Genomic DNA, 23,192 nt, shown 5'->3' with positions numbered 1-23,192 from the left:
ACGATGAAGCTTTGGTGTCGACGTTGCGCGCGCATCATGAGCAAGGCGTTCTTCGTTGCGGCCTACCGGCTGATTGCCGCGTTGCTCGCGGTGTCCACGACGTTGCACAGCATCGCCGGCTACTGGGGCATGCCCGCAATTCACCTCGGCAACTTCCTCAGCTATTTCACGCAACTGAGCAACCTCTATGCGTCGGCGATGCTGACCGCGGGACTCTGGTGCATCGCGCGTCCCGGCTCGGCCCGCTACGAATCGATGCGCGGTGCGGCCGTGCTGTACGTGCTGATCACCGCAATCGTCTACGAACTGCTGCTCGCACGCCTCGATGCGCTGCATCACGTCACACCTGCGTTCAATAACTGGGTGCTGCACCGGATCGTGCCGCTCATCATGCTGTGCGACTGGCTGTACGTGGAGCCGCGCTCGCCGATCGCGCGGCGCAGCGCATTCGCTTGGCTCGGCTTTCCGATCGTCTATCTCGGCTATACGCTCGTGCGCGGCGCGCTGGAGAACTGGTATCCCTACCCGTTCGTCGATCCGCGGCCGCACGGCTACCTGCCGGTCGCGATCCAGTGCTCGCTGATCGCGCTCGGCGCGGCGGCGCTCGCATTGGGCATCCGCTGGCTCGGCAATCACGCGAGACAATCCGACACCGCGACGCTGAAGGAAGGATGAAGGCGAAAAAAGGCGGGAGCGTGTGCGCCGCCCGGCGCACACGTGGAGATGCGGCTCGTCAGCCGCCGTTGCGCGGCAGGAAATTCATCGGATCGACGACCTTGCCGTTCTGGCGGACTTCGAACTCGAACGTCGAACGACCGCTTGCGTCGGTGCCCATCTCGGCGACCGGCTGGCCCTGGCGCACCGCGTCGCCTTCGTTGACGAGCAGCTTGCCGTTGTGACCGTAGGCCGTGATGAGCCCGTTGTCGTGCTTCAGGATCACGAGCGGGCCGTATGCCTTGACGCCGGACCCGGCGTAGACCACCCGCCCGTTCGCCGCGGCCCGCACCGAACGATCGGGCCCGGACGCGGCGATCACGACGCCGCGCGTCTTGCCGGCCGCAAACGGCGCCGTGACGACGCCCGTGGCCGGCCATGCGAGCGAGCCCGGCTGCGCGGCCGCCGCGGGCGGCTGCCCGAACGACGTCGCGGCAGGCGGCGCGACGCGCAGCACCTGGCCGGGCGACACCGCGTCGGTAGGCGCCATGTGGTTCCAGCTCGCCACGTCCTGCACGCGCTGCCCGTAGGCGTTCGCGATGCCCGCGAGCGTGTCGCCCGGGTTCACGCGGTAATAGCCGGCGATCACGCCCGGCGTCGCGGCCGACGTCGGTGCCGACGAACGCGCCGGCTGCCAGTTGTCGGTCCACGGCGTCAGCGTACAGCCCGACAGCGCGACGGCCGCGGCGACAAGCGCCGCCTGCGGCAGCCAGCGCGCCAGCGAATCGTGGATGGGAATAGTTTTTCTCAAGGGTCCTCCCGGATTTGCGTCGTTGCGCCGCCCACCGCCCTCCGGCGCACGACGCACGATGTCCGGCCGGACGGCCGGACCAACCAGTATCCGACCGCTGTCGCGGCCGTCAGTTTCCACAGCGGAACGTCGGCGCGAACGGGCTCACCGGCCCCTTTTTCGCGTCGCTCCGACCGGCAAAGATACCATTTGTCGCGGTCAGGACCTCGACAGGCGCTGGTTCCGGCAACAATCTTGCGGCCTCGCCGATGCGGGCCGGCGGCCCGCGAACCGCACCGCGCGGGCCGTCCGGCGGCCCAGCCGCCGGTCTTCCGCCCGCCTCGCAGCCGTCTGCCGTCTCGGCTCCGTCACATTCTCCCCTTCGATCGCCGCCTATACTCGGTGATGCGCAGCGTAATCCAACGACAACGAGGAGCATGGCAATGAACAATGCGACGTTTCTTTCGGTGCAGCTCAATGCGGACGATTTCGCCGGTTCCAGCGGCCTGGTCGAATTGCTCAACCGGCACCTGCTGTTCGCGACCGACGTCGCCGAGGCGGCCGATGCGCTCGTCCAGCTGGCGAGCGTCGCGCACCTGACGGGCGCCACGCGCCACAGCGTCGAGCTGCCGGTCCTCGCGATCGAGCGGCTGCGCGATGCGCTCGACACGCTGAGCGGCTACGACGAAACGTGGCTGCAGGTGCTGGAGCCGGCAGATGCGCTGTTCCGGGAGATCGGGCGCGGCACACGCCCGCTGCATTGACCGCCGGCGCGGCACGCGCCACAAATGAAAACAGCCCGTCGTTCCGCAAAGCGGGACGACGGGCTGTTTGTACTACATGGGGTCAGGTCCGGCCGCCGGGGCGGCCGCGCCATTAACGACCCTTGTAGACCGGTGCGCCGTCAGCGATACGCTTGACTTGCCAGCCGGTCTTTGCTGCGGCCGGAGCGCCGGATTCCTGCGCGGCGGCCGGTTGCGCGCCATAGCCGGTCGTGTCGGCGGCGGCGACGTTCTGTTGCGGGTTCACACGAGCTTCAGCTGCCTGGATGCCTGCCGGGTAGTCCGTGCGGTCGCTGCCCAGCTTGTAGCCGGCCTGTTGCAGTTGGACCAGTTCGGCCTTCACCTGCGCACGGGTAACGGGCGCATTCTGTTGGGCGAACGAGACGGCGGGAACGGCGAGGACAGCAGCTGCAGCGAACGTTGCGATCAGCGATTTCATGATTACCTCCGGGATTTTTTTTGCTCCGCCGCACACACCATGTCTGCAGCGATGGAACAGAGTTTAGTCCCGACGTCCCCTAGGGAAAACCATGAAAGAGCGAAAACACTGTTTCCCCGGAGCCAACAATGTCGGCATCCGGGAATGAAAAACCCTATTCAAAGAATAGATTTTCGCAACAATGCGCCCCGCTGGCCGGTTACGACCAGTTCGCGTGGAAGCTGCCCGGCTTGTCGGTGCGCTCGAACGTATGCGCGCCGAAGAAGTCGCGCTGCGCCTGCACGAGGTTCGCCGGCAGCCGCTCGGAACGATAGCTGTCGAAGTACGCGACCGCCGACGCGAACGCCGGCACCGGCACGCCGGCCTTCACCGCGGCGACCACGACGTCGCGCAGCGATGCCTGATAGTTCGCGGCGATATCCTGGAAGTACGGATCGAGCAGCAGGTTCGCGAGCGCCGGCTCCTTCGCGTAAGCATCCGTGATCTTCTGCAGGAAGCGCGCGCGGATGATGCAGCCCGCGCGGAAGATTTTCGCGATCGTCCCGAGGTCGAGATTCCAGCCGTACTCTTCGGATGCCGTGCGCAGTTGCGCGAAGCCCTGCGCGTACGAGATCACCTTGCTCAGGTACAGCGCGCGGCGCACCGCTTCGACGAACGCGGCGCGATCGCCGTCGAACGGCGCGGCGGCCGGGCCCGACAGGATCTTGCTGGCGGCAACGCGCTCGGTCTTCAGCGACGACAGCACGCGCGCGAACACCGATTCCGTGATGAGCGGCAGCGGCACGCCGAGATCCAGCGCATTCTGGCTCGTCCACTTGCCGGTGCCCTTCTGCGCGGCGCGATCGAGGATCACGTCGACGAGGTGCTTGCCGGTCTCTTCGTCCTTCTTGCCGAAGATCTTCGATGTGATCTCGATCAGGTAGCTGTCGAGCTCGCCCTGGTTCCATTCGGTGTACACCGCGCCGAGCTCGTCGTTGGTCAGGCCCGCGACGTCCTTCAGCACCGAGTAGCTTTCGGCGATCAGCTGCATGTCGCCGTATTCGATGCCGTTGTGGACCATCTTCACGTAGTGGCCGGCGCCATCCGGGCCCATGTACGCGACGCACGGCTCGCCGTCCGACGGCGCCTTCGCGGCGATCTGCTTGAGGATCGGCTCGACGAGGTCGTACGCGTCGCGCTGGCCGCCAGGCATGATCGACGGGCCGCGCAGCGCGCCCTCTTCGCCGCCCGACACGCCGGTGCCGATGAAATGCAGGCCCGATTGCGCGAGTTCCTGATTGCGGCGGATCGTGTCGGTGAAGTGCGTATTGCCGCCGTCGATCAGCACGTCGCCCTTCTCGAGCAGCGGCTTGAGCGACGCGATCGTCGCATCGGTCGCCTCGCCGGCCTTCACCATCATCAGGATCCGGCGCGGCGTCTCGAGCGACGCGACGAACTCCTCGAGCGTGTAGGTCGGCACCAGATTGCGGCCAGGGAATTCGGCGACCAGTTCGTCGGTTTTCTCGCGGCTGCGGTTGTACACCGACACCGCGTAACCGCGGCTCTCGATATTGAGTGCGAGATTGCGGCCCATCACCGCGAGTCCGATCACACCGATTGCTTGCTTGCCCATTAGTCAATTCTCCGGAAAAAACAGGGCGCGACCCGAATCGGGTCGCGCGCACAGGCGAAAGGATAGTGGAAACCCGGCGGCGATGCGCGCTTGCGTGTCATTGCTCCGCGTGCGGAAGCCGCCGGAACACGACGCTCAGGTTGTTCGCCGGCATCTCGACGACCTCGATGCAGTCGAGCCCGCGATCGAGTCCCAGCGCGACGACGGCTTCGAGATCGCGCACGCCCCACGACGGGTCGCGGCTTCGCAACTGCAGGTCGAATGCTTCGTTCGACGGCGCCGTATGCCGGCCCTCACGACGGTACGGGCCGTACAGGAACAGCACGCCGCCCGGCTGCAGCAGGCGCGACGCGCCCGCGAACAGCGCGTCGGTGCAGGCCCACGGCGAGATGTGAATCATGTTGATGCAGACGATCGCATCGAGCGCGTCGGCCGGCCACGACGCGTCGCGCACGTCGAACGCCAGAGGCCCGGCGACGTTCGCGACGCCCGCATGCGCGATCCACGCGGCGATCGAGCGCCGCGCGTGCGCGTCGGGATCGCTCGGCTGCCAGCGCAGGCCCGGCAGCGCCTGGGCGAAATGGACGACGTGCTGCCCCGTGCCGCTCGCGATTTCGAGCACGCTGCCGGTCGTCGGCAGCACGCGGCGCAACACGTCGAGGATCGGCCCGCGATTGCGTTCGGCCGCCGGCGCCGACAGTCGCGCTGACGGATCGGGCGAAGGTGTCGGGCCGCTCACGATGCGTGCTCCGGTGCGTTGCCCGCGAGGCCCAGCCGCGCGGTGAGTGCGTCGAGCGCCGGTGCGCACTGCGCCTCGACCTTCAGCGTCAGCATCGGATCGGCGCGCGTATGGCCGAGATTGAGCGCGGCGACCGGCTTGTGCTGCGCCTGCGCCCACACGCAGAAGCGGTACCCGGAATACACCATCAGCGACGACCCGACGACGAGCAATGCATCGGCCGCATCAAGCGCCTGCGCGGCCAGCGTCACGCGCTCGCGCGGCACGTTCTCGCCGAAGAACACGACCGCCGGCTTCAGCAGGCCGCCGCACGCGGGGCACGCCGGGATGCGGAACGTGTCGAGCGCCGCCCATTCGAGGTGCGCGTCGCCGTCGGCAGCCGGCTCGGCCTGCGCGCCCAGCAGATCGGGATTGTCGGCTTCGAGCACGGTCTGGATCGTCGCGCGCGCATGATGCGCCCCGCATTCGAGGCACGTCACGCCGTTGATCCCGCCGTGCAGCTCGATCACGTCATCGCTGCCCGCGCGCTGATGCAGGCCGTCGACATTCTGCGTGACGAGGCGCTCGATCCGGCCCGCGCGGCCGAGCCGCGCCAGCGCGACGTGCGACCGGTTCGGCTGCGCGCGGCCGACGACGGGCCAGCCGATCATGCTGCGCGCCCAGTAGCGTCGCCGCGCCGCGTCGGAGCCGAGGAATTCGTTGAGCTGGATCGGCGGCGAGCGCATCCATCGGCCATTGCGGTCGCGATAGCCGGGAATGCCGGAATCGGTGCTGATGCCCGCGCCGGTCAGCACGAGCAGGCGCGGATGACGCTCGACAAACGTGTGCAGCGCGTCGAGCGCGGTTGGCTCGACACAAGCGGATGAGGGGTCGTGCAAGGCTTGATCGTTCATGTTGGCAACGCGTGAGCGGGCGCGCCGGCAAGCCGTGCGACCGCACGAGCGGCCCGCGCGCCAGCACATGATACAGAACGCCGCGCGATCCGGCCGGTGCCACGCACGGCAAACCCGCGCACAAAAAAAGACGCCCATCGCCGCTCGGCGATGGGCGCTTCAACAATTGATCCATCGGGGTAGTGGATCAACTGACAGCACAATATTGCGGCGTCCGCCGCGCTGAGAATGGCGAACGCTTCCCCTGGACTACGCATGTTCCGCGATGCCGCACGCATCGTTGCGCCACCGGCTTTCCCGTGCTATCCGGTTCTTCGGGCCCGTCACGCCGACGCAATGCGCGGCGCGCGAACGCATCCGCCGCGCCACGACTCGCGTTGCGCCGCGAAATGACGATCCGGGATCCAGGCCCGGGCCATCCGCATGCATTCGCGGGTCATCCCCGACGGCCGACCGTCACCGGTCGGCCTCGTGCGTCACGCATGCACGTCGTCGTTCAGAACGAACCCGACTGCTCGGATGGAACGGAAAGCCGCGCGCTCACGTCGCCGCGATCAACGGCGAAGCGAATACCCTGGCAGGTCGGCGATTCATATTTGCAACATGACACGTTGCGATTCGGTCTCTTTTCATTCTCTTGTCCCCGTATTCGATACATCCGACCCACTGAAGCGATCGCAGGGCCGACTGCGCCTGCGATCGCACTCCCGGCACGCACTGATATGCAAGGAGCGCACCAAGCTCCATGCCGCAAGGCCGGGCGGGCCGATGCAAAGCCGTCGACGGGGATCGCGCACCGGCGAGGAACGCGAACGTTTCGAAACTGAAACGCCCGCCGGATCGACGACGGGCGGCCTTGCCTGCCGGCTTGCCGCACCGGCACCGGGCCGACATCGCGACGTAGTTTCTTCGCGCGCCGCACCGCCGCCAGTCGTCTTACAATCGCCCGACAGCGGCGGCGCACGCACGATCGGACGTGCTCGCCTGGCCCTGCGCCCTTCGCGCGGCTCCCGCCGCCTGACCGGAAAACCGCACTCGACGCATGCCTGACGCAAAAGACTGGCTGGATATCGACTGCCGCGCGCGCTCGGATTCGACATGGATGTACGCATCGCGCTGATCGATGGCGACAGCGACGCGGGCAGGCAACTGCGGCAATCGCTGTCCACGCACGGGATGCCCGACGAGCTGTTCTCGACGGGTTTTCGAAGCGCCGCCGATCTGTCGGCGCCGCGGTGCGCGGCCTCGTCGACGGCGAGGTCGTGCCGGTCGCGTTCGCTGCGCGGCTATCCGATGTCGGCGCCGAACTGGGTCGCGCGACCGCCCCGGCGTTTCGGGGACGCGGCCTGACGGCCGCCGTCACCGCCGCATGGTCGCGGCTGCCGTCGCTTCGCTCGCGCACGCTGTCCTACAGCACCGACAGCGACAACCGTGCGTCGCAACGCGTGGCGTCACGCCTGGGCCTCGCGCTGCGCGGCATGACGCTGCGGATCGCATAGCGCCGTGCTCGGCGCGGGCACATTAACGAAAGGCTTCGATAGCCTTAACCCGACGTTCGGTTTCGTCGACGAAGCAACTGTCACGCTCCACCAGCGCAAGCGTGCCACCCGCGTCGGGCTGCCGCGACTCGGCACACGTTGTGTCCCGCGTCTTGAGCCAGCGGCGCTCGTCGTTGCGCAACCTTGACTTACCCTCCGCGTCCAGGCTCGCCATCTTCGTCTTATAGACGGCATTCAAACGCCTGTCAGCTGCGTCGTATTTCAGGCTGAGGCAATTGCGGATATCGGCCGTATAGCCCGTTTCCTCGGCGGTCTTGCAGATATCGGCACTCGCCGCTTCGTCTGCGAACGCACCTGACGCAGCCACGGAGAGCGCCGCACTCGCCGTCAGACCAACCACCATTTGTCGAAGTGCATTCATCCGGATTCGTTACTCAATGACAGAAGGCGCTGATTATGCCCGACCCGCTGCTCACACGCCCCTCGCCACCTCGATGTCATCCGGTTACGCTCAACCGGGTTCAGCGCATGCCGTGTTTCGCAGCGAGCGTGCAAACACGCTAGCATTCGGACACCGAACGCCGCGCGTTCGCCTTGCACCGCATCCAGGAATTCGACATGACCACGCACGCCCCCGCCCGCGCCGACGTCGCACGCCGCGTCTTTTCGGCCGGGCAGTTGTCGATCGGCCTCACGCTGCCGCTGCTTCGGAGCGGCAATATCGTCGCCGACTTCAACGAACAGCTCGAACTCGCGGCGCTTGCCGATACGCTCGGCTTTCGCGCGCTGTGGATTCGCGACGTGCCGCTGAACAGCGCCGACTATCCCGACCCGGTCGGCCACCTCGACCCGTGGGTGCTGCTCGGTGCACTGGCGTCGCGCACGCGCCGGATCGCGCTCGCCAGCGGCGCGATCGTGCTGCCGCTGCGTCATCCGCTGCATATCGCGAAAGGCGCGCTGTCGGTCGCGACGCTGTCGGGCGGACGCTTCATCCTCGGGCTCGGCTCCGGCGACCGGCCGCCTGAATACGCTGCGTTCGGCGTCGATGCGGAAACGCGGCGCGACCGCTATCGCGAACACTGGGACGTCGTCGCGGCCGCGCTCGGCATACCGTCGCGCGTGCTGCCCGACGAAGCGCCACCCGACGCGCCTGAATTCACGCTGCTGCCGCGCCGCGACGACGCGGTGCCGATGCTCGCGGTCGGCTCGGGCGGACAGAGCGTCGACTGGATCGCGCGGCATTCGATCGGCTGGATGACGTACCACCGCGATCCGGACACGCAGCGCGCCCGCTATTCGATGTGGCGCGCGGCGGTCGACCGGCTCGCGTCGCCGGCCTTTCGCGCGTTCGGCGTGTCGATGCGGCTCGACCTCGCCGCGCATCCCGATACGCCGGCCACCGCGCTGACGCTCGGTTATGCCACCGGGCGCCGCGCATTGGTCGGCATCCTGCAGGACATGCGCGCGGCGGGCACGCATCACGTCACGCTGAATCCGGGATCGGACCGGCCCGTGCGCGAGGTCATCGAAGAACTCGCCGAGCATGTGCTGCCGGTTTTTCACGACGGGCATGCGTGATTAGTCAGGAATACGAAGCCACTACATGCGACGTGCGTGTCGTGTTGATCGTCGTTTGTTCACGATCGGGCGGACGCTCGCGTAACGACGCGCCATTCGCGCTCAAAAACCGGTTCCCATCTGCACACCGGATCGCCAACGAGCACGCGTTACAGGACGCTTACGATTCGATAAGAAGGACGTGTCCACATATCGGACTGCCTGCAGGCACGAACAAGCCGCAAACGCCCGCGCTGCCTCGCGTATGCCCGATTCGAATATTCGTCGATGGAACTATTCGGTTCCGATCGCGATCATGTTAACTTCCGTCCATCGATCAGCCCCGCGGGCCGCGCGCCGATGCGCGCCCGCATGCCTACCCATGCGACATTTCCTCCTCGGCTGGCTACTCGCCGCCGTCGTCTCGGCCGCGCACGCGGCCGCTCCCGCACCGGCCGCCGCGTCGGCCGCCTCCGGCACCGCGCCCGCGCTGACGCCGCAACAGGCCCGACAGGCACTCGACGTGCTCGAGAACCCGCGCCAGCGCGCCCAGGTCGAAACGACGCTGCGTGCGATCGCGGCCGTCGGCGCATTGAGCGCGCCCGCGGCCGCCGCGAGCGAAGCGGCCGCGGCCGGCGGCGCGTCGGCTGCCGCCGCGCCTGCCGCGCTCACGTCGAACGGGCTCGCATCGATGCTCGTCCGCCAGGGGGCGCGCTGGACCACCGAAATCGGCAGCGCACTGAAGGAATCGCTGCGCTCGCTGCTCGATGTCGGCTCGGTCGGAAGCTGGTGGCATGACAGGCTGGTGCGCGCCGACGAGCGCGCGGATCTCGCGCACGCGATCTGGATCATCGTCGCCGTGCTCGTGCCCGCGGTCCTGTTCGAATGGTTCGCGAAGCGGCTGCTGCGGCGCGCGCTGGCCGCGCTGGCCGCACGGCGCGCCGACTCGGCGCGCGGCTCCTCGCCCGATGCCGTCGCGTCCGACGACGACAACGCGCCGCCGCCGGAATCATCCGCTCCGCCCGACGCGGCCCCCACATCATCGCAAGGCCGCGGCGACGCGCAGCGCCACACCACGCTGCTGCACCGGATGCCGCGCGCGCTCGTCAGCCTCGCGCTGCGCGCGGTGCCGCTGCTCGTGTTCGTCGGCGTCGCGAGCCTGACGATGTCGATGATCGGCGACGCAGGCACACCGATCGAATCCGCGCTCGAATCGCTGATCGACATCTACGTGATCGGCCGGCTCGTCACGATCGTCAGCCGGCTGTTCTTCCAGCCCGATGCGCGGCAATTGCGGCTGCTGCACATCAGCGATGCATGGGCCGACTTCGCGCAACGCTCGATCGCGCGGATCGTGATCGTGGTCGGCGTGTGCACGGCCGCGGTCGAGATCGCCGCGAACATCGGCCTCAGCGAGGCCGGTCACGTCGCGCTGCTGAAAGCGGTCGCGCTCGTCGGACACGTGATGATCGCGGCTCTGATCCTGCAGTGCCGCCGGCCGGTCGCCGCGCGGATCCGCGCAGCCGGCGCGGACCGGCCGACCTTCGCGGTAATCGGCAACGCGCTCGCGGACGCCTGGGCTCCCGTGTCGGTATTCATCGTGATGGCACTGTGGTTCGTGTGGGCGCTCGACGTCCACAACGGCTACCGCGTGCTGATCACGCTCGGCGGCCGTTCGATCGCCGCGATGATCGGCATGCGGATCGTGTCGATCGTCGTGTTCGGCGCGCTCGCGCGGCTGTTCCAGCGCCGCGACGAAGACCGCACGCTCGTCCATCTGCATGCGTACCGCTACTACCCGCTGCTGCGCCGGATCGTATCGGGCGCGATCGGCATCGTGACGGTCGTGCTGTTGCTGCAGATCTGGGGTGTGCCGATCTTCCGCGCGTTCGAGACCGGCACGATCGGCCACCGGCTCGCGTCGGCGCTGGTGACGATCGCGATCGCGGCCATCGTCGCGCTCGTCGTATGGGAAGCCGCGAACATCGCGATCGAGCGCCGCCTGCAGCGCTGGACTCGCGAAGGCAATCTCGTGCGCGCGGCGCGGCTGCGCACGCTGCTGCCGATGCTGCGCTCGCTGCTGTTCGTGATGATCGCGCTGGTCGTCGTGCTGACGGGCCTCAGCGAACTCGGCGTAAACGTCGGCCCGCTGCTGGCCGGCGCCAGCATCTTCGGCGTCGCGCTCGGCTTCGGCTCGCAGAAGCTCGTGCAGGATTTCATCACCGGGATCTTCCTGCTGATGGAAAACGCGATGCAGGTCGGCGACTGGGTCACGCTCGCCGGCGTATCGGGCACGGTCGAATACCTGTCGATCCGCACCGTGCGGCTGCGCGCGGGCGACGGGTCGCTGTACACGATTCCGTTCAGCTCGGTGACGACCGTCAACAATACGAATCGCGGGCTCGGCAACGCGGCCGTCAAGGTCAGCATCGCGTACGGCGAAGACATCGATCGCGCGATCGCGACGCTCAAGGAGATCGGCACCGCATTGCGCGACGATCCGAAGTACCACGACGGCATCCTGTCCGACTTCAGCTACTGGGGCATCGACCAGGTCGACGGCGCGGCCGTTGCGCTCGCGGGGCAAATGCAGTGCACGGACTCGACGCGCTGGAGCGTGCAGCGTGAATTCAACCGGCGGATCGCGGAGACGTTCCGTGAACGCGGCATCCGGATCGCCAATCCGCAACGCAGCCTCGTCGCGTACGCGGATGGACCGCGGCCGGAAGGCAACGGCGAACGCGAGGACGAAGGCGAAAGCGGCAGCAACACCCGCAACGGCAATGCCGCCGCAACGGCGGCCCGGCCGCCGTCGGCCGGCGAACCGGAGCGCAAGCCGAGCTGACCGGCCGCGGCTAACGATGCGCCGCGCTCAACGCGCGGCGGGCTTCTTCACGCGCCGCGTGCTTGCCGCCGCGGGCGTCGACGCACCCGGCTTCGCCGTGCGTTTCGCCGCTGCACGCTGCCCCCGCTTCGCACCGGCTTCAGCAGCAGCGGCACACGCGTCGCGCTGTGCATGCCATTGTTCGAGCAGCACGCGCGTCTGGTCGGCGATCGTCTCGATCAGCAGCACCGCGCGCTCGCCGTCGAACGCTTCCCATTCGAGCAGTTGAAGCGCCGAACGCTGCGCGATGTGGAATACCGTGATCTGCCCGAACAGGCTCAGCGCGCGCAACCGCGTGACGGGATCGTCCGCCGGCCGCCCCGAGATACGGCCGATCAGTTCGGCGCTCACGTCGTTGAGCGGCAGCGTCGCAATCGGCGATCCGGCCGCACTGCTGAAGCAGCGCCCCGACATTCGCGCGGCCGAGCGTCGGCTCGCGTCGAGCCATGCGCAGATCGGCGAGCATGTCGCCGACTATTTCCCGAAGGTGACGCTGCCCGGCGATCTCGGCTTCAGAGCGACGGACCCCGGCCACCTGTTGCGCAAGCAGAACTTCACGTGGGTCGGTGCGCCGTACCTGCAATGGAACATTCTCGACTTCGGACGCACACGCGGCGCGGTGCGCGCGGCCGAAGCGTCGCGCGACGAAGCGGAAGCGAATTACCAGAAGGCGGTGCTCGGCGCGTTGCAGGATGCGAACACCGTGCTGCAGCGCTATGGGCACCAGCGCGAGCACGTCGTTGCACTCACCAAGGTGCAAACGTCGGCCGTGCACTCCCGATCGCTGATGGACGAACGCTATCGCGCGGGCGTCGCGTCGATGATCGACCTGCTCGACACGCAACGCGAAGCGCTGTCCGTGCAGCAGAACGTGATTGCCGGACAAGCCGAACTGATCAAGGATTACGTATCGCTGCAGAAGAGCCTCGGGCTCGGATGGCAGGCGGGTGCGGGTTGACGATGCGTGCGTGATACATGCACGACTGCGGCATCATTCGCCACGCAATAACGCATTGCGCGCGCAACACTATTCGTTCCTTCCGCAACGATCGGGCTCGCCCCGCATCGTCGCCGCGGCTATCGAAAACATATCCAATATCAATTGGCCAATCGTCTGACGATCTCTTCTAATTCAGTCGGCTTCCCCACCACCGATCGGATTCAAGGAGTTTCATCGTCATGTCCTCATCCTCCCATCGCGTGCTGAGACACGCAGTCGCCGCAATCTGCGTTGCGTTCTCCGCGTCTCCCTACGCCGCCGAACTCACCCGGGACACGGGCGCGCCCGTCGGCGACAACCAGAATTCGCAGACGGCCGGCCCTGCCGGCCCCGTGCTCCTGCAGGACTCCGCGCTCATCGAGAAACTGCAGCGCTTCGATCGCGAGCGCATTCCGGAACGCGTCGTGCATGCGCGCGGCACCGGCGCATTCGGCGAGTTCGTGCCGACCGCCGACATCTCGGACCTGACGAAAGCGAAGGTCTTCACGCCGGGCACCCGCACGCCGGTGTTCGTTCGGTTCTCCACCGTGATGGGCTCCCGCGGCTCGCCCGAACAGGCCCGCGACCCGCGCGGCTTCGCGGTGAAGTTCTATACGCAGCAGGGCAACTGGGACATGGTCGGCATCAACTGGCCCGTGTTCTTCATTCGCGACGGCATCAAGTTCCCCGACTTCGTTCACGCGAACAAGCCGAGCGCCGTGACCGGCGTGCAGGATCCGAACCTCGCATTCGACTTCTTCGCGAACACGCCCGAAGCGACGCACATGCTGACGATGCTGTACACGAATGCCGGCATGCCCGATTCGTATCGCCATATGGACGGCTTTGCCGTGCATGCGTTCAAGTTCGTCAATGCGCACGGCGACGTGCACTACGTGAAGTTCCACTGGAAAAGCCAGCAAGGCGTGCACGGCCTGCGTCCGCAGGACATCGCCGCGTCGATCGGGCGCGACTGGAACATGATGACGAACGACCTGTACGGCGCGCTGAAGCAAGGCGACTACCCGAAGTGGGATCTGTACGTGCAGGTGCTCACGCCGAAGGACCTGAACCGCTTCGACTTCGATGCGCTGGACGACACGAAGGTCTGGACCGGCGTCCCTGAACGCAAGATCGGCACGATGACGCTGAACCGCGTGCCCGACAACTACTTCCAGTCGACCGAGGAATCGGCGTTTGCGCCGTCGCGGCTCGTGCCGGGCATCGAGCCGTCCGAAGACCGGATGCTGCAGGATCGCCTGTTCGCGTACGCCGACACGCAGTTGTACCGGCTCGGCTCGAACTACATGGACCTGCCGATCAACCGGCCGGTCGTGCCGGTGGTCAACAACAACCAGGACGGCAAGATGAATGCCGGCGACCGCAAGGGCGAGGTGAACTACGAACCGTCGACGCTGCACGAACTCGCGCAGGATCCGCAGTACAAGTCCGTACGCACGGCACTGGCCGGAACGACGCAGCAGGAAGCGATCCACAAGAAGCTGCTGTTCCGTCAGGCGGGCGAGTACTACCGCGGCCTGTCGCAGCAGGACAAGGACGACCTGATCACCGCGCTGTCCGGCGATCTCGGCAAGGTGGCGAACGCGCGCAACCAGTACGCGATGCTGTCGTACTTCTACAAGGCCGACGCCGACTACGGCACGCGTCTCGCGCAGGCCGTGCACGCGAACGTTCAGCAGGTGCAGTCGCTCGCGGCGAAGCTGAACGAGAACTGATCCCGCGACTCCGGTCGCCGTCGACGTGCGGGGTTGCGCCGCGCACGTCGACCTTCTCTCCACATCAGGACATCCCCATGCGATCAGAACGCCTGACACGCACGATCCGCGCGACCGCAACGGCCCTGGCGCTGGCCGCGATCGCCGGCTGCGCGCACCTTCCCGACCAACCGGCGTATTCCAAAGCCGATCCCGCCGCGCTGCGCCGTTACGACGGCGACTGGTTCGACGCTGCCCGCGTCGGACGCGTCGACATCCTGCGTGCATTGCACGACGCCGGCTATCCGGTCAACGCCACCGACAGCCGCGGCTATACGGCCGTGATACTCGCGTCCTACGACGGCCAACCCGCCGCGCTCGACTACCTGCTGTCGGCCGGCGCCAACGCGTGCGCCGGCGATCGCCACGGCAACACGGCGCTGATGGGCGCCCTCTTCAAGAACGAACCCGCCATCGCGCGGCGCCTGCTCGATACGCGTTGCCCGATCGACCAGACGAACGGCGCCGGCGAAACCGCACTGGGGTTCGCAACGCTGTTCAATCGTTTCGAGCTGATCCCGCTACTCGTCGCGCATGGCGCGAATCCGAACCATGTCGATCGGCGCGGCCAGTCGCTGCTGCGGCTCGCGCTGACGCACGACAACACCGAAGCCGCGGATGCGCTGCGGCGCGCCGGTGCCGCACAGTAGAGCGGTTGTGTGTTGTCGACAGGCAGATCGACCGGGCATGCCTATTACAGGATGAATAGGAAATGATCGACGCATCGCATTCTGCATTCCTCACGAACGCGATCTCGAACATTACAAATCGCCGCCAAACTTTTCAAAATCATTGCACGCTATTCGATTTAATTTTGTTTCATATGATCAAAAAAAGTTTGACACTTCTCTTTCGTTCTTGATACCGTCCGATTCAAGCAATCGGACGAATTGTTCACCACGCAATCGATTCCGCTCTACGTCTTTTTTCGCTTCCGTCGCACCGAAGTGCTCACCGCCGGTTGTGTCGTTCGCGCACCGGCGCACGCAACATCCCGATGCATCTCATTGGACGACTGCCATCCGGCAGCGGGCCGAAGGATCGAATGAAATGAGCAGGATACCGAAGCTGTTGCTCTAGCAATCCCGTCCGCGCCATGTCCGCGCGGCTGCCCCGCATCGCGGTGCAGCCCTTCCGCTACCGCGTTTCCCGTATTTCGCCCCCGGAGAGAAACCACCTTTCCGGATCGGGCGAATGGCCCTGTCGCGTCCGCGCCAACCGCGCGAGCGCGGCAGAAAGCGGCGATGCACGACCCGCACCGCCGTCGACCGTTGTTGTTCGTGCCGTTCGATGTTCAACCGGAGGGGTAATCCAAATGAATCAGGTTGCAAACAAGAAACAAAAGCACATTCGCATCGTCAAGCTCGCATGCGCCGCCGCGGCCGCTTCGTTCGGCATGGCGACCGCCCACGCCGCGCCGGCGGCCGGCTGGACGGAAACGCGCACCAAGGGGTTCCTGCCGCTCGTGCAGCAGAGCGAAGCCGGCGTGGCCGGCGCGCCTGCCGCGAGCACGGCCGCCGCAGCAGCCATCGAAATGGCGCCCGGCGAATCGGTGGACATCGTGCTCGGGCTGAACCTGCGCAACGAGGCGCAACTCGACAAGTACCTGCGCGACCTGCATACGCCCGGCTCGCCGCACTACCGGCAGTTCCTCACGCCCGCGCAGTTCGCCGCGCAATATGCGCCGACCGACCAGCAGGTCGCGTCCGTCGTCGCGCACCTGCGCAAGGAAGGTTTCGTGAACGTCGTGGTCGCGCCGAATCGGCTGCTGGTGTCCGCATCCGGCACCGCGGCGACCATCAAGTCCGCGTTCCGCACGACGCTCAAGCGCTTCACGCGCAACGGCCGCAGCGTCTATGCGAATACCGATGCCGCGCAAGTGCCGAACGCGATCGGCGGCATCGTGGGCGCGGTGCTCGGCCTGCAGAACGTCGAACTGATGCATACCGGCGCGGGCAGCAAGCCGCAAGGCAACACCAGCAACCTGACGATCCCGGCCGGCGCGTCGGCGGTGCCGCACAACCCGACCGAATTCTCGTCGCTCTACGGCGGCGACGGCACGCCGACGGCCTCGCAAACCACGGTCGGCATCATCTCCGAAGGCGACCTGTCGCAGACGGTGAGCGACCTCAATACGTTCGCCGCGAACAACGGCCTCGGCACGATCAGCAGCAGCATCGTGCAGACGGGCCCGGCCGGCAGTTCATACACCGATACGTCCGGCACCGTCGAGTGGAACCTCGACAGCCAGTCGATCGTCGGTACGGCCGGCGGCAGCGTGAAGCAGGTCGTGTTCTACGCGGCGCCGTCGATGACGCTGACGGCGATCACGGCCGCGTACAACAAGGCCGTGACCGACAACGTCGCGAAGGTGATCAACGTGTCGCTCGGCGTGTGCGAATCGTCCGCATACAGCACCGGGTCGCAGTCGACCGACGACACCATCTTCAAGCAGGCGGTCGCTCAAGGGCAAACCTTCTCCGTGTCAGCCGGTGACCATGGCGCGTACGAATGCGCGAGCGGCACGCCGTCGCGCTCGACCTACACGGTGAGCGAACCGGCGACGTCGCCATACGTGATCGCCGTGGGCGGCACGACGCTGTTCACCAACACGTCGACCAACGCGTACAACAGCGAGATCGTCTGGAACGATCCGAGCTGGCAGCCGGGCACCGTGTGGTCGACGGGCGGCGGATACAGCAAGTACGAGGCCGCGCCGTCGTGGCAATTGTCGAGCCTCACCGGGTCGACCAAGCGCGCGCTGCCGGACGTCGGCTTCGACGCCGATCTGCGCACCGGTGCGATTCTGGTGGTGAACGGCCAGACGTCCGACACGCTGTGGGGCTCGGGTTACCTGAACAACGAAGGCGGCACGAGCCTCGCCGCGCCGATCTTCACGGGCATCTGGGCGCGGCTGCAATCGGCGAACAACAATGCGCTCGGGTTCCCCGCGTCGAGCATCTACAAGTACTTCCCGACCAATGCGGCGCTGCTGCACGACGTCACGTCCGGCAACAACGGCAGCGGCACCTACGGCTACAAGGCGAAGGCCGGCTGGGACGCGACGACGGGCTTCGGCAGCGTGAACATCTCGAAGCTGAACGCGTTCATCCAGAGTACGTCGGATTTCGCGCGCTGACGGATCGATGACCGATGCGGTTCCGCGTGCGCCGTTTCGCGCGCCCGGAATCGCATGCCACCGCGTAAAAAAACGCGAAGGCTGCGAAGCCCTCGCGGGTTTTCTGCGAAACATCCCGATCTTGCCGCACCACTCAATCGGCCCAGTTCCGAACGTAGTCCGGCAAGGGCACGCTGTCGCTGCCGTCGGCATGAACCGGCGTGCCGCGCGTCGTCTTCAGCGGCAGGATCCCCGCCCACACGGCGAGCGCGAGGTCCTCCTCCTTGTCGGACGGCAGCGAATCGCTGACCTTCACGGCCGCTTCCGCCAGGGAAATCCGCAGCACGCTGGTTGCGTTGAGTTCCTTCGAATTGCCCGGTCGCGCTTCATGCTTGCGGCCCGCGGCGATCTTGTCCATGAAGGCATCCAGCGCCGTGAGTTTTTCCGCACTACCCTCCACCATGTCGAACTGCCCGTAGATCACCGCCGATCGATAATTCATCGAGTGACTGAAGGCCGACTTGGCCAACACGAGGCCATCCAGCAGCGTAATCGCCACGGAGGCCTGTATGTCCGCAGAAAGTGCCTTGATCATCCGGCTTCCGTTCGACCCATGAATATAGAGATCGTCGCCCCTTCTCCAGTGTGCGGTCGGGATGCAGTGCGTGTCCTGTCCGTCGCTGAACGCGATGTGACAGACGTATGCATCGTCCACGATACGGTAGAGCATCGTGCGATCGCGATTCGCCAGTTCAGGCAGGCGGCGAATGGTGGTACGGGATGTAGGAGAGGTGAGGGTCTGGTCTTTCACGTTTGGTTTTCCTGTTCGTGCGCCACCTGGCGCGCATCAAGCGGTCCGCGTTTCGGCAACACGCGGAATTCGATCGAAAACATCTATGCACTGCGAAATGAATCGAATCGGAATCGTGCGGCATCCCCGCCCGAACGACGGATCGATCGACTCATCGACAGTCGCGCGCCGAATCGATCAAAATACGCGATCGCAACGATCGCCCGGGTACCGGCCATCCGCCGCGAATCGCCCGGCACCGGCCTGCACCGCGAGAACGTGAACAATACGATGTGCGTTGATTCTTAAAAAGAACCAGCCCAAGGAAAAAATCTGGAACCAGCCGATGGACCTGGCGCTACTCATCTCCTCGCTGTCCGGACAGGACGGCACGACAAGACATAGCCAGCAGGAAGCCCTGTACCGGAGCCTGCGCAACATGCTGCTGGACGGGCACGTTCCGCCCGGCACGCGGCTCGTATCGACGCGCGTGCTCGCGGCGGAGCTGGGCATCGCGCGCAACTCCGCGGTCTATGCGTACGAGCGTCTAGCCGAAGAAGGCTTCGTGGCGGCCACGCGCAACGGCACGATCACGCTGTGGGACGGATGCGGCCGTTCGAGCGCCGGGAATGACGACAGCCCGGCCCCGGTTCACCTGTCCGAGCGCGTGCACGGCCTGGAGAACGCCCACCCCGAGCCCGAACGCATGCTGCCGTTCGTCCCCGGCCTTCCTTCGCTCGACGAATTCCCGGTCGCCCAGTGGCGCCGTTGCGTCGAGCGCGCATGGAAAGCCGTCAAGCCCACCCAGCTCGCGTATGGCCCGATCGAAGGGCTGCCCGAATTGCGGCGCGCCGTGGCCGCCTACATCCGGGTTTCGCGAGGCGTGCGCTGCGAGACCGGCCAGGTATTCATCACCGACGGCACGCAGGGCAGCCTCGAGCTGTGCGCGCGCATGCTGGCCGACCCAGGCGAATTCGGCTGGCTCGAAAACCCCTGCTATAACGGCGCCAGGACGGCATTCCGCTCGACCGGCCTGAATATCGTGCCGATCGAGGTCGACCATGAAGGCATGGCGCCGACCGACGAACAGTGGCGCGCCCAACCGCCCCGGCTGATCTATACGACGCCGTCGCACCAATACCCGCTCGGCGCGCTGATGAGCCCGCGGCGACGCGCGGCGCTCGTCGAGCATGCGCGCGCATGCGGCGCGTGGATCATCGAGGACGACTACGACAGCGAGTTCCGACATGGCGTCCAGCCGCTCCCGGCGATCCAGGGCCTCTATGCCGACGCGCCCGTCTGCTATCTCGGCACGTTCAGCAAGACGATGTTTCCCGCCCTCCGGCTCGGCTTCATGGTGGTGCCGCCGGTGCTGGTCGACCACTTCACCAGGACGCTGCGCGAACTCGTCCATCGCGGCCATTCGGCCGATCAACTGGCGATGGCCGAATTCATCGACACCGGTCTCTTTGCGCGGCACCTGCGCCGCATGCGGGCGCTGTACGCCGCGCGGCGCAGCAGCCTCGAAGCGGCACTCGCCCGCCATCTCGGCACATCGTTGAGCGTTCGGGAAAGCCCGGGCGGCATGCATCTGACGGCGGATCTCGCGCTGCCGCTGCACGATACCGAAGTCGCGCGCGCCGCGTCCGCGCATGGCTTGCTGCTTCAGCCGCTGAGCAGCTACGGCGTCGGCGACGGACGTCGGTACAACGGTTTCGTGCTCGGATATTCCGGGCTAAGCGACGCGACGATCGAAACAGCGACGAGGCAGTTCGCGAACGTCATTGAGCAGTACAGCCGCGTGCGGAGTTGAGCGCAGCACGACGCATCGTCGCTCACAGTTGCGACTCGATCGGAAAGAGCCCGAGAAACCAGACTTCCATCCGGCGCGCAGCCGACACTTCCGGTTCGTGATCGAGCTCGGCGACCTTCCCGTCCGAATCGGTCTGAACCCACTTGAGCTGCCCTTTCCCTGCCTGATCGGTCCTCGGCTCGACGCGCCACGCGATCCGGTCGAGTCGCGATTCCAGGTCGTTTGCAACCTGCGACGCAATCGCCGAACTCTCGCAGTAAACGCCGATCTCGGTATTGAGGTTCAGCGAACGGGGATCGAGGTTCATCGAGCCGATGAAAATGCTCTTGTGGTCGAACACGTAGGTCTTCGCGTGCAGCGACGCACGCGACGACCCGATGATGACCTGCTTCGAAATGCTCTTGTCGCCCGACGGCCGCCGCTCGTAAAGCCTCACGCCGGCCGCCACGAGATCGCTTCGGTAGCGACGGTAGCCGGCATGCACGGCCGCCACGTCGGTCGACGCGAGCGAATTGGTCAGCACCGTCACGCGCACGCCGCGCGCCGAGAGCGCGCGCAGCCGCTCGACGACGGCGTTGCCCGGCACGAAATACGGCGACACGATCAGCAGGTCATGTTCGGGCTGCAATGCGAGCGCGCGCAACTGCGGCATCAGGTGCCCGTCGCTGTCCTTCGGCGAATGCGCGATCTTCGACGGATCGTCGTACAGCACCGTCGCGCGCCCCCACGACAATTCCGTGCCCTGCCCATGAACGATCCGGTCGAGCCGTTGCCTCGCTTCGAGCACGTAAGGATTGTCGTCCATCGCCCTCAGGTAGTCGCGCAACCGTTCGCGCTCGCGGTCCAGCCCGCCAGGTGCCGCGTCGTGCCCGACCAGCGCGTCGATCGGATATGCATACGGGGAATTCCAGAACGTATCGAATTCCGTCGAGATGTCCTTCACGACCGTACCGTGGACGACGACATCGAGATCGCCGAACTCCAGCATCGACGATGCGCCGAAGTATTCGTCGCCGATATTGCGGCCGCCGACGATCGCTGCCTGGTTGTCCGCGATCATCGCCTTGTTGTGCATGCGCCGGTTGACGCGCGAGAACTCGAACACCGTGCCGATCTTCTTGAACGTGCGCGTGGCAACCGGGTTGAACAGCCGGATCTCGATGTTCGGGTGCGAGCTGATCTCGAGCAGCTTGCGGTCGTCCGCGTTCGTGCCGAGATCGTCGAGCAGCGCGCGGACGCGTACGCCGCGATCGGCCGCGCGAATGATCGCATCGGCCAGTTCGTGCCCGGTCAGGTCGTCGTGCCAGATGTAGTACTGGAGGTCCAGCGACCGGTCCGCGCGGTCCGCAAGCAGCACACGCGCATCCAGCGCATCGACCGGATCCGTCAGAAGATGAAACGCGTCCTGCCCCGGATGCATGCCGGCCTGCTGGCGAAACGCGACGCCCAGCCGCGTGTTTTCCGTGTCGGCGAACGCATGCGTCGGCGCGCGATCAGACTGCGGCGGCAGGCTGGCGCAGGCGACAAGCGCCAGCAACGAAAGAATCGCACCCCACGAACGCAGCATGATCATGATTGCCGTCGCCACTCCCCGGCGAAGTATGTTTATTCTGGCCGCCGGATGGATACGGGGCTCGACGGCTGCCCGGGCGCCCTAAAGGCATCGCGCGCGGACCGTGCCGCGCCACAGCATACTTCGATTGCCATCGGGACGGCACCCTCTCCGTGTTTTCCCTGCGGTGGTGCTCTGAAGATGCGCGACACGCCGCTGTCGCTCGCGGCAAAAATGCTCGCGCGGACGGTCACGGTGGAAACCGTCCAGATTGCCGGCGGTGCAGTCGATTCCGGCGAAATGCACCGTCCGCGAAGCATGCGAACGAGTCCTTCGACAGCGGGCCCAATGCATTCGAATGGCCTGTCGGTCGGCTAGCGTACATGCGCCCGCAGGCGGCGCGACGCTCAGGTTGCCGAAGCAGGCGCGTACGACGATTCGGACGGCGCGCAATCTGATGACGACCAAGGGTCCGGCACCGGACAGACATGCGGCGCGAATAGCCGCATTGGTGAGAGGCGAGCCGATCCTGTCAGTCAGACCGGCGCTGCCGCCACACCTCGACTCCCCTCCGAATTCCCCAGGAGATCCGTCATGAAAACATCCGCATCCTTAGTGCTCGCGTTCCTTCTAAGCGCCACGTTAGTCGGAATCGCCCCGGTTGCAGCCGACGACAACCTCCCTCCGGTGCAGCACACCGATCAGGTTACCTATTTGTCGGGCGGCATCGGACTCGATCAATCGGTCGCAATCAAGGGCGTCATGCGCGACTACGCTCTCGTGCTCACCTTCGTCCGCCGGGCCCGAAGCGGGAACGAATACTTGTCCGACGTACTCGTGACCATCACGGACATGAAAGGCAATACGATTCTGGAGGTGCCGTCTGATGGCCCGTTCATGCTGGCCAATCTGAGGAGCGGACGTTATGCGATCAATGCCAGCTACAACGGCCAGTCCGAACGATACATCGTGAACATTTCGGCATCCCGGCCCGCGCGCCATACGTTTATCTGGTTCATGTAGCCACGAGTACCGGCCCCTCTGCGCACAAGCGGCTCGGCACAATGGCCTCTCGAGCCGGCAAGGCCGGCCCGTCAGTCCGCACGGTACGGCGTCCGGCTGCAGCAACTACCGATGAAGCGACCGCCCGCGCGACTCGTGAACGCCGGAAACACATCGTCCTTCCGATTCCGGTCGATTCGTTATCCTGATCTGCGTCGATCCAACAGACCGATGTTCGATCCGGCACACACTCTGTACGCTTTCGTACCGCGTCGACCGTCCGTTGCCAGTACCGTGTAAGCATGCCGGATATC

At 66.1% G+C, this 23,192-nt stretch carries 18 protein-coding genes and 2 pseudogenes; 11 read left to right on the top strand and 9 right to left on the bottom strand.

Going from position 1 to position 23,192, the window contains the following annotated elements:
- Window positions 1-36 precede the first annotated feature (36 nt).
- Window positions 37-675, top strand: a complete 639-nt coding sequence (locus DM992_RS30400; RefSeq protein ID WP_111019874.1) for a Pr6Pr family membrane protein — start codon at window positions 37-39, stop codon at window positions 673-675.
- Between the two features lie 58 nt (window positions 676-733).
- On the opposite strand, the gene DM992_RS30395 is transcribed toward DM992_RS30400, so the two are convergent.
- On the bottom strand, window positions 734-1,465 hold the full coding sequence (locus tag DM992_RS30395; protein WP_111019873.1) for a peptidoglycan DD-metalloendopeptidase family protein: 732 nt from the start codon (window positions 1,463-1,465) through the stop codon (window positions 734-736).
- A gap of 422 nt (window positions 1,466-1,887) precedes the next feature.
- Between DM992_RS30395 and DM992_RS30390 the strand changes: the two genes are divergently transcribed.
- Window positions 1,888-2,208 carry a hypothetical protein gene (locus DM992_RS30390; RefSeq protein ID WP_111020482.1) on the top strand — a complete coding sequence of 107 codons (321 nt, stop codon included), beginning with the start codon at window positions 1,888-1,890 and terminating at the stop codon, window positions 2,206-2,208.
- 112 nt (window positions 2,209-2,320) lie between these two features.
- Here the strand turns inward: DM992_RS30390 and DM992_RS30385 are convergent, their stop codons facing one another.
- The 4 genes from DM992_RS30385 to DM992_RS30370 all read right to left on the bottom strand — a co-directional run bounded on the left by DM992_RS30385 (window position 2,321) and on the right by DM992_RS30370 (window position 5,909).
- On the bottom strand, window positions 2,321-2,665 hold the full coding sequence (locus tag DM992_RS30385; protein WP_034180037.1) for a DUF4148 domain-containing protein: 345 nt from the start codon (window positions 2,663-2,665) through the stop codon (window positions 2,321-2,323).
- Between the two features lie 199 nt (window positions 2,666-2,864).
- Window positions 2,865-4,277, bottom strand: a complete 1,413-nt coding sequence (gndA, locus tag DM992_RS30380; protein ID WP_111019872.1) for an NADP-dependent phosphogluconate dehydrogenase — start codon at window positions 4,275-4,277, stop codon at window positions 2,865-2,867.
- A gap of 97 nt (window positions 4,278-4,374) precedes the next feature.
- Entirely contained in the window at window positions 4,375-5,016 is a 642-nt protein-coding gene (locus DM992_RS30375; RefSeq protein ID WP_111019871.1) for a DUF938 domain-containing protein, read from the bottom strand.
- Window positions 5,013-5,909 carry an NAD-dependent protein deacetylase gene (locus DM992_RS30370; protein WP_111019870.1) on the bottom strand — a complete coding sequence of 299 codons (897 nt, stop codon included), beginning with the start codon at window positions 5,907-5,909 and terminating at the stop codon, window positions 5,013-5,015. Before DM992_RS30370 ends, DM992_RS30375 begins: the two co-directional genes overlap by 4 nt.
- 1,235 nt (window positions 5,910-7,144) lie before the next feature.
- On the opposite strand from DM992_RS30370, the gene DM992_RS30360 reads away from it, so the two are divergent.
- The gene (locus DM992_RS30360) at window positions 7,145-7,408 is read left to right on the top strand and encodes a GNAT family N-acetyltransferase (protein ID WP_239511383.1); all 264 of its coding nucleotides are present in this window, start codon (window positions 7,145-7,147) and stop codon (window positions 7,406-7,408) included.
- Window positions 7,409-7,430: 22 nt separating this feature from the next.
- Here the strand turns inward: DM992_RS30360 and DM992_RS30355 are convergent, their stop codons facing one another.
- Window positions 7,431-7,829: a lysozyme inhibitor LprI family protein gene (locus DM992_RS30355; protein ID WP_111019869.1), complete on the bottom strand. Its 399-nt coding sequence runs from the start codon at window positions 7,827-7,829 to the stop codon at window positions 7,431-7,433.
- Window positions 7,830-8,026: 197 nt separating this feature from the next.
- Here DM992_RS30355 and DM992_RS30350 point away from each other — a divergent pair, with 197 nt between their 5' ends.
- A complete protein-coding gene (locus DM992_RS30350; RefSeq protein WP_111020481.1) occupies window positions 8,027-8,986 on the top strand; it encodes an LLM class oxidoreductase in 960 nt (319 codons plus the stop codon).
- 361 nt (window positions 8,987-9,347) lie between these two features.
- On the top strand, window positions 9,348-11,810 hold the full coding sequence (locus tag DM992_RS30345; RefSeq protein ID WP_111019868.1) for a mechanosensitive ion channel domain-containing protein: 2,463 nt from the start codon (window positions 9,348-9,350) through the stop codon (window positions 11,808-11,810).
- A 27-nt stretch (window positions 11,811-11,837) separates the two neighbouring features.
- Here DM992_RS30345 and DM992_RS30340 read toward each other — a convergent pair.
- Window positions 11,838-12,212, bottom strand: a pseudogene (locus DM992_RS30340) (CerR family C-terminal domain-containing protein); the annotation flags it as partial.
- On the opposite strand from DM992_RS30340, the pseudogene DM992_RS30335 reads away from it, so the two are divergent.
- The 4 genes and pseudogenes from DM992_RS30335 to DM992_RS30315 form a co-directional block, all read left to right on the top strand.
- Window positions 12,190-12,807 (top strand): annotated as a pseudogene (locus DM992_RS30335) (TolC family protein); the annotation flags it as partial. The pseudogenes DM992_RS30340 and DM992_RS30335 overlap by 23 nt on opposite strands.
- A gap of 221 nt (window positions 12,808-13,028) precedes the next feature.
- Window positions 13,029-14,564 carry a catalase gene (locus DM992_RS30330; protein ID WP_111019867.1) on the top strand — a complete coding sequence of 512 codons (1,536 nt, stop codon included), beginning with the start codon at window positions 13,029-13,031 and terminating at the stop codon, window positions 14,562-14,564.
- Window positions 14,565-14,641: 77 nt separating this feature from the next.
- Window positions 14,642-15,253, top strand: a complete 612-nt coding sequence (locus tag DM992_RS30325) for an ankyrin repeat domain-containing protein (protein ID WP_111019866.1) — start codon at window positions 14,642-14,644, stop codon at window positions 15,251-15,253.
- 665 nt (window positions 15,254-15,918) lie between these two features.
- Complete coding sequence (locus DM992_RS30315; protein WP_111019865.1) at window positions 15,919-17,742, top strand: S53 family peptidase; 1,824 nt, start codon at window positions 15,919-15,921, stop codon at window positions 17,740-17,742.
- Window positions 17,743-17,875: 133 nt separating this feature from the next.
- Here DM992_RS30315 and DM992_RS30310 read toward each other — a convergent pair whose 3' ends face one another.
- Entirely contained in the window at window positions 17,876-18,532 is a 657-nt protein-coding gene (locus DM992_RS30310) for a pyridoxamine 5'-phosphate oxidase family protein (protein ID WP_111019864.1), read from the bottom strand.
- Window positions 18,533-18,857: 325 nt separating this feature from the next.
- On the opposite strand from DM992_RS30310, the gene DM992_RS30305 reads away from it, so the two are divergent.
- Window positions 18,858-20,324 (top strand): PLP-dependent aminotransferase family protein, encoded by a 1,467-nt coding sequence (locus DM992_RS30305; protein ID WP_111019863.1) that lies wholly within the window; start codon window positions 18,858-18,860, stop codon window positions 20,322-20,324.
- A gap of 22 nt (window positions 20,325-20,346) precedes the next feature.
- On the opposite strand, the gene DM992_RS30300 is transcribed toward DM992_RS30305, so the two are convergent.
- The gene (locus tag DM992_RS30300; RefSeq protein ID WP_111020480.1) at window positions 20,347-21,897 is read right to left on the bottom strand and encodes a phospholipase D family protein; all 1,551 of its coding nucleotides are present in this window, start codon (window positions 21,895-21,897) and stop codon (window positions 20,347-20,349) included.
- Between the two features lie 573 nt (window positions 21,898-22,470).
- On the opposite strand from DM992_RS30300, the gene DM992_RS30295 reads away from it, so the two are divergent.
- Window positions 22,471-22,899 (top strand): carboxypeptidase regulatory-like domain-containing protein, encoded by a 429-nt coding sequence (locus tag DM992_RS30295; RefSeq protein ID WP_239511381.1) that lies wholly within the window; start codon window positions 22,471-22,473, stop codon window positions 22,897-22,899.
- The last annotated feature ends 293 nt before the right edge of the window (window positions 22,900-23,192 follow it).

It is taken from the genome of Burkholderia sp. JP2-270, assembly GCF_003233675.1.
GTDB lineage: Bacteria > Pseudomonadota > Gammaproteobacteria > Burkholderiales > Burkholderiaceae > Burkholderia > Burkholderia pyrrocinia_C.
This window is presented reverse-complemented; position numbering and strand designations above follow the sequence as displayed.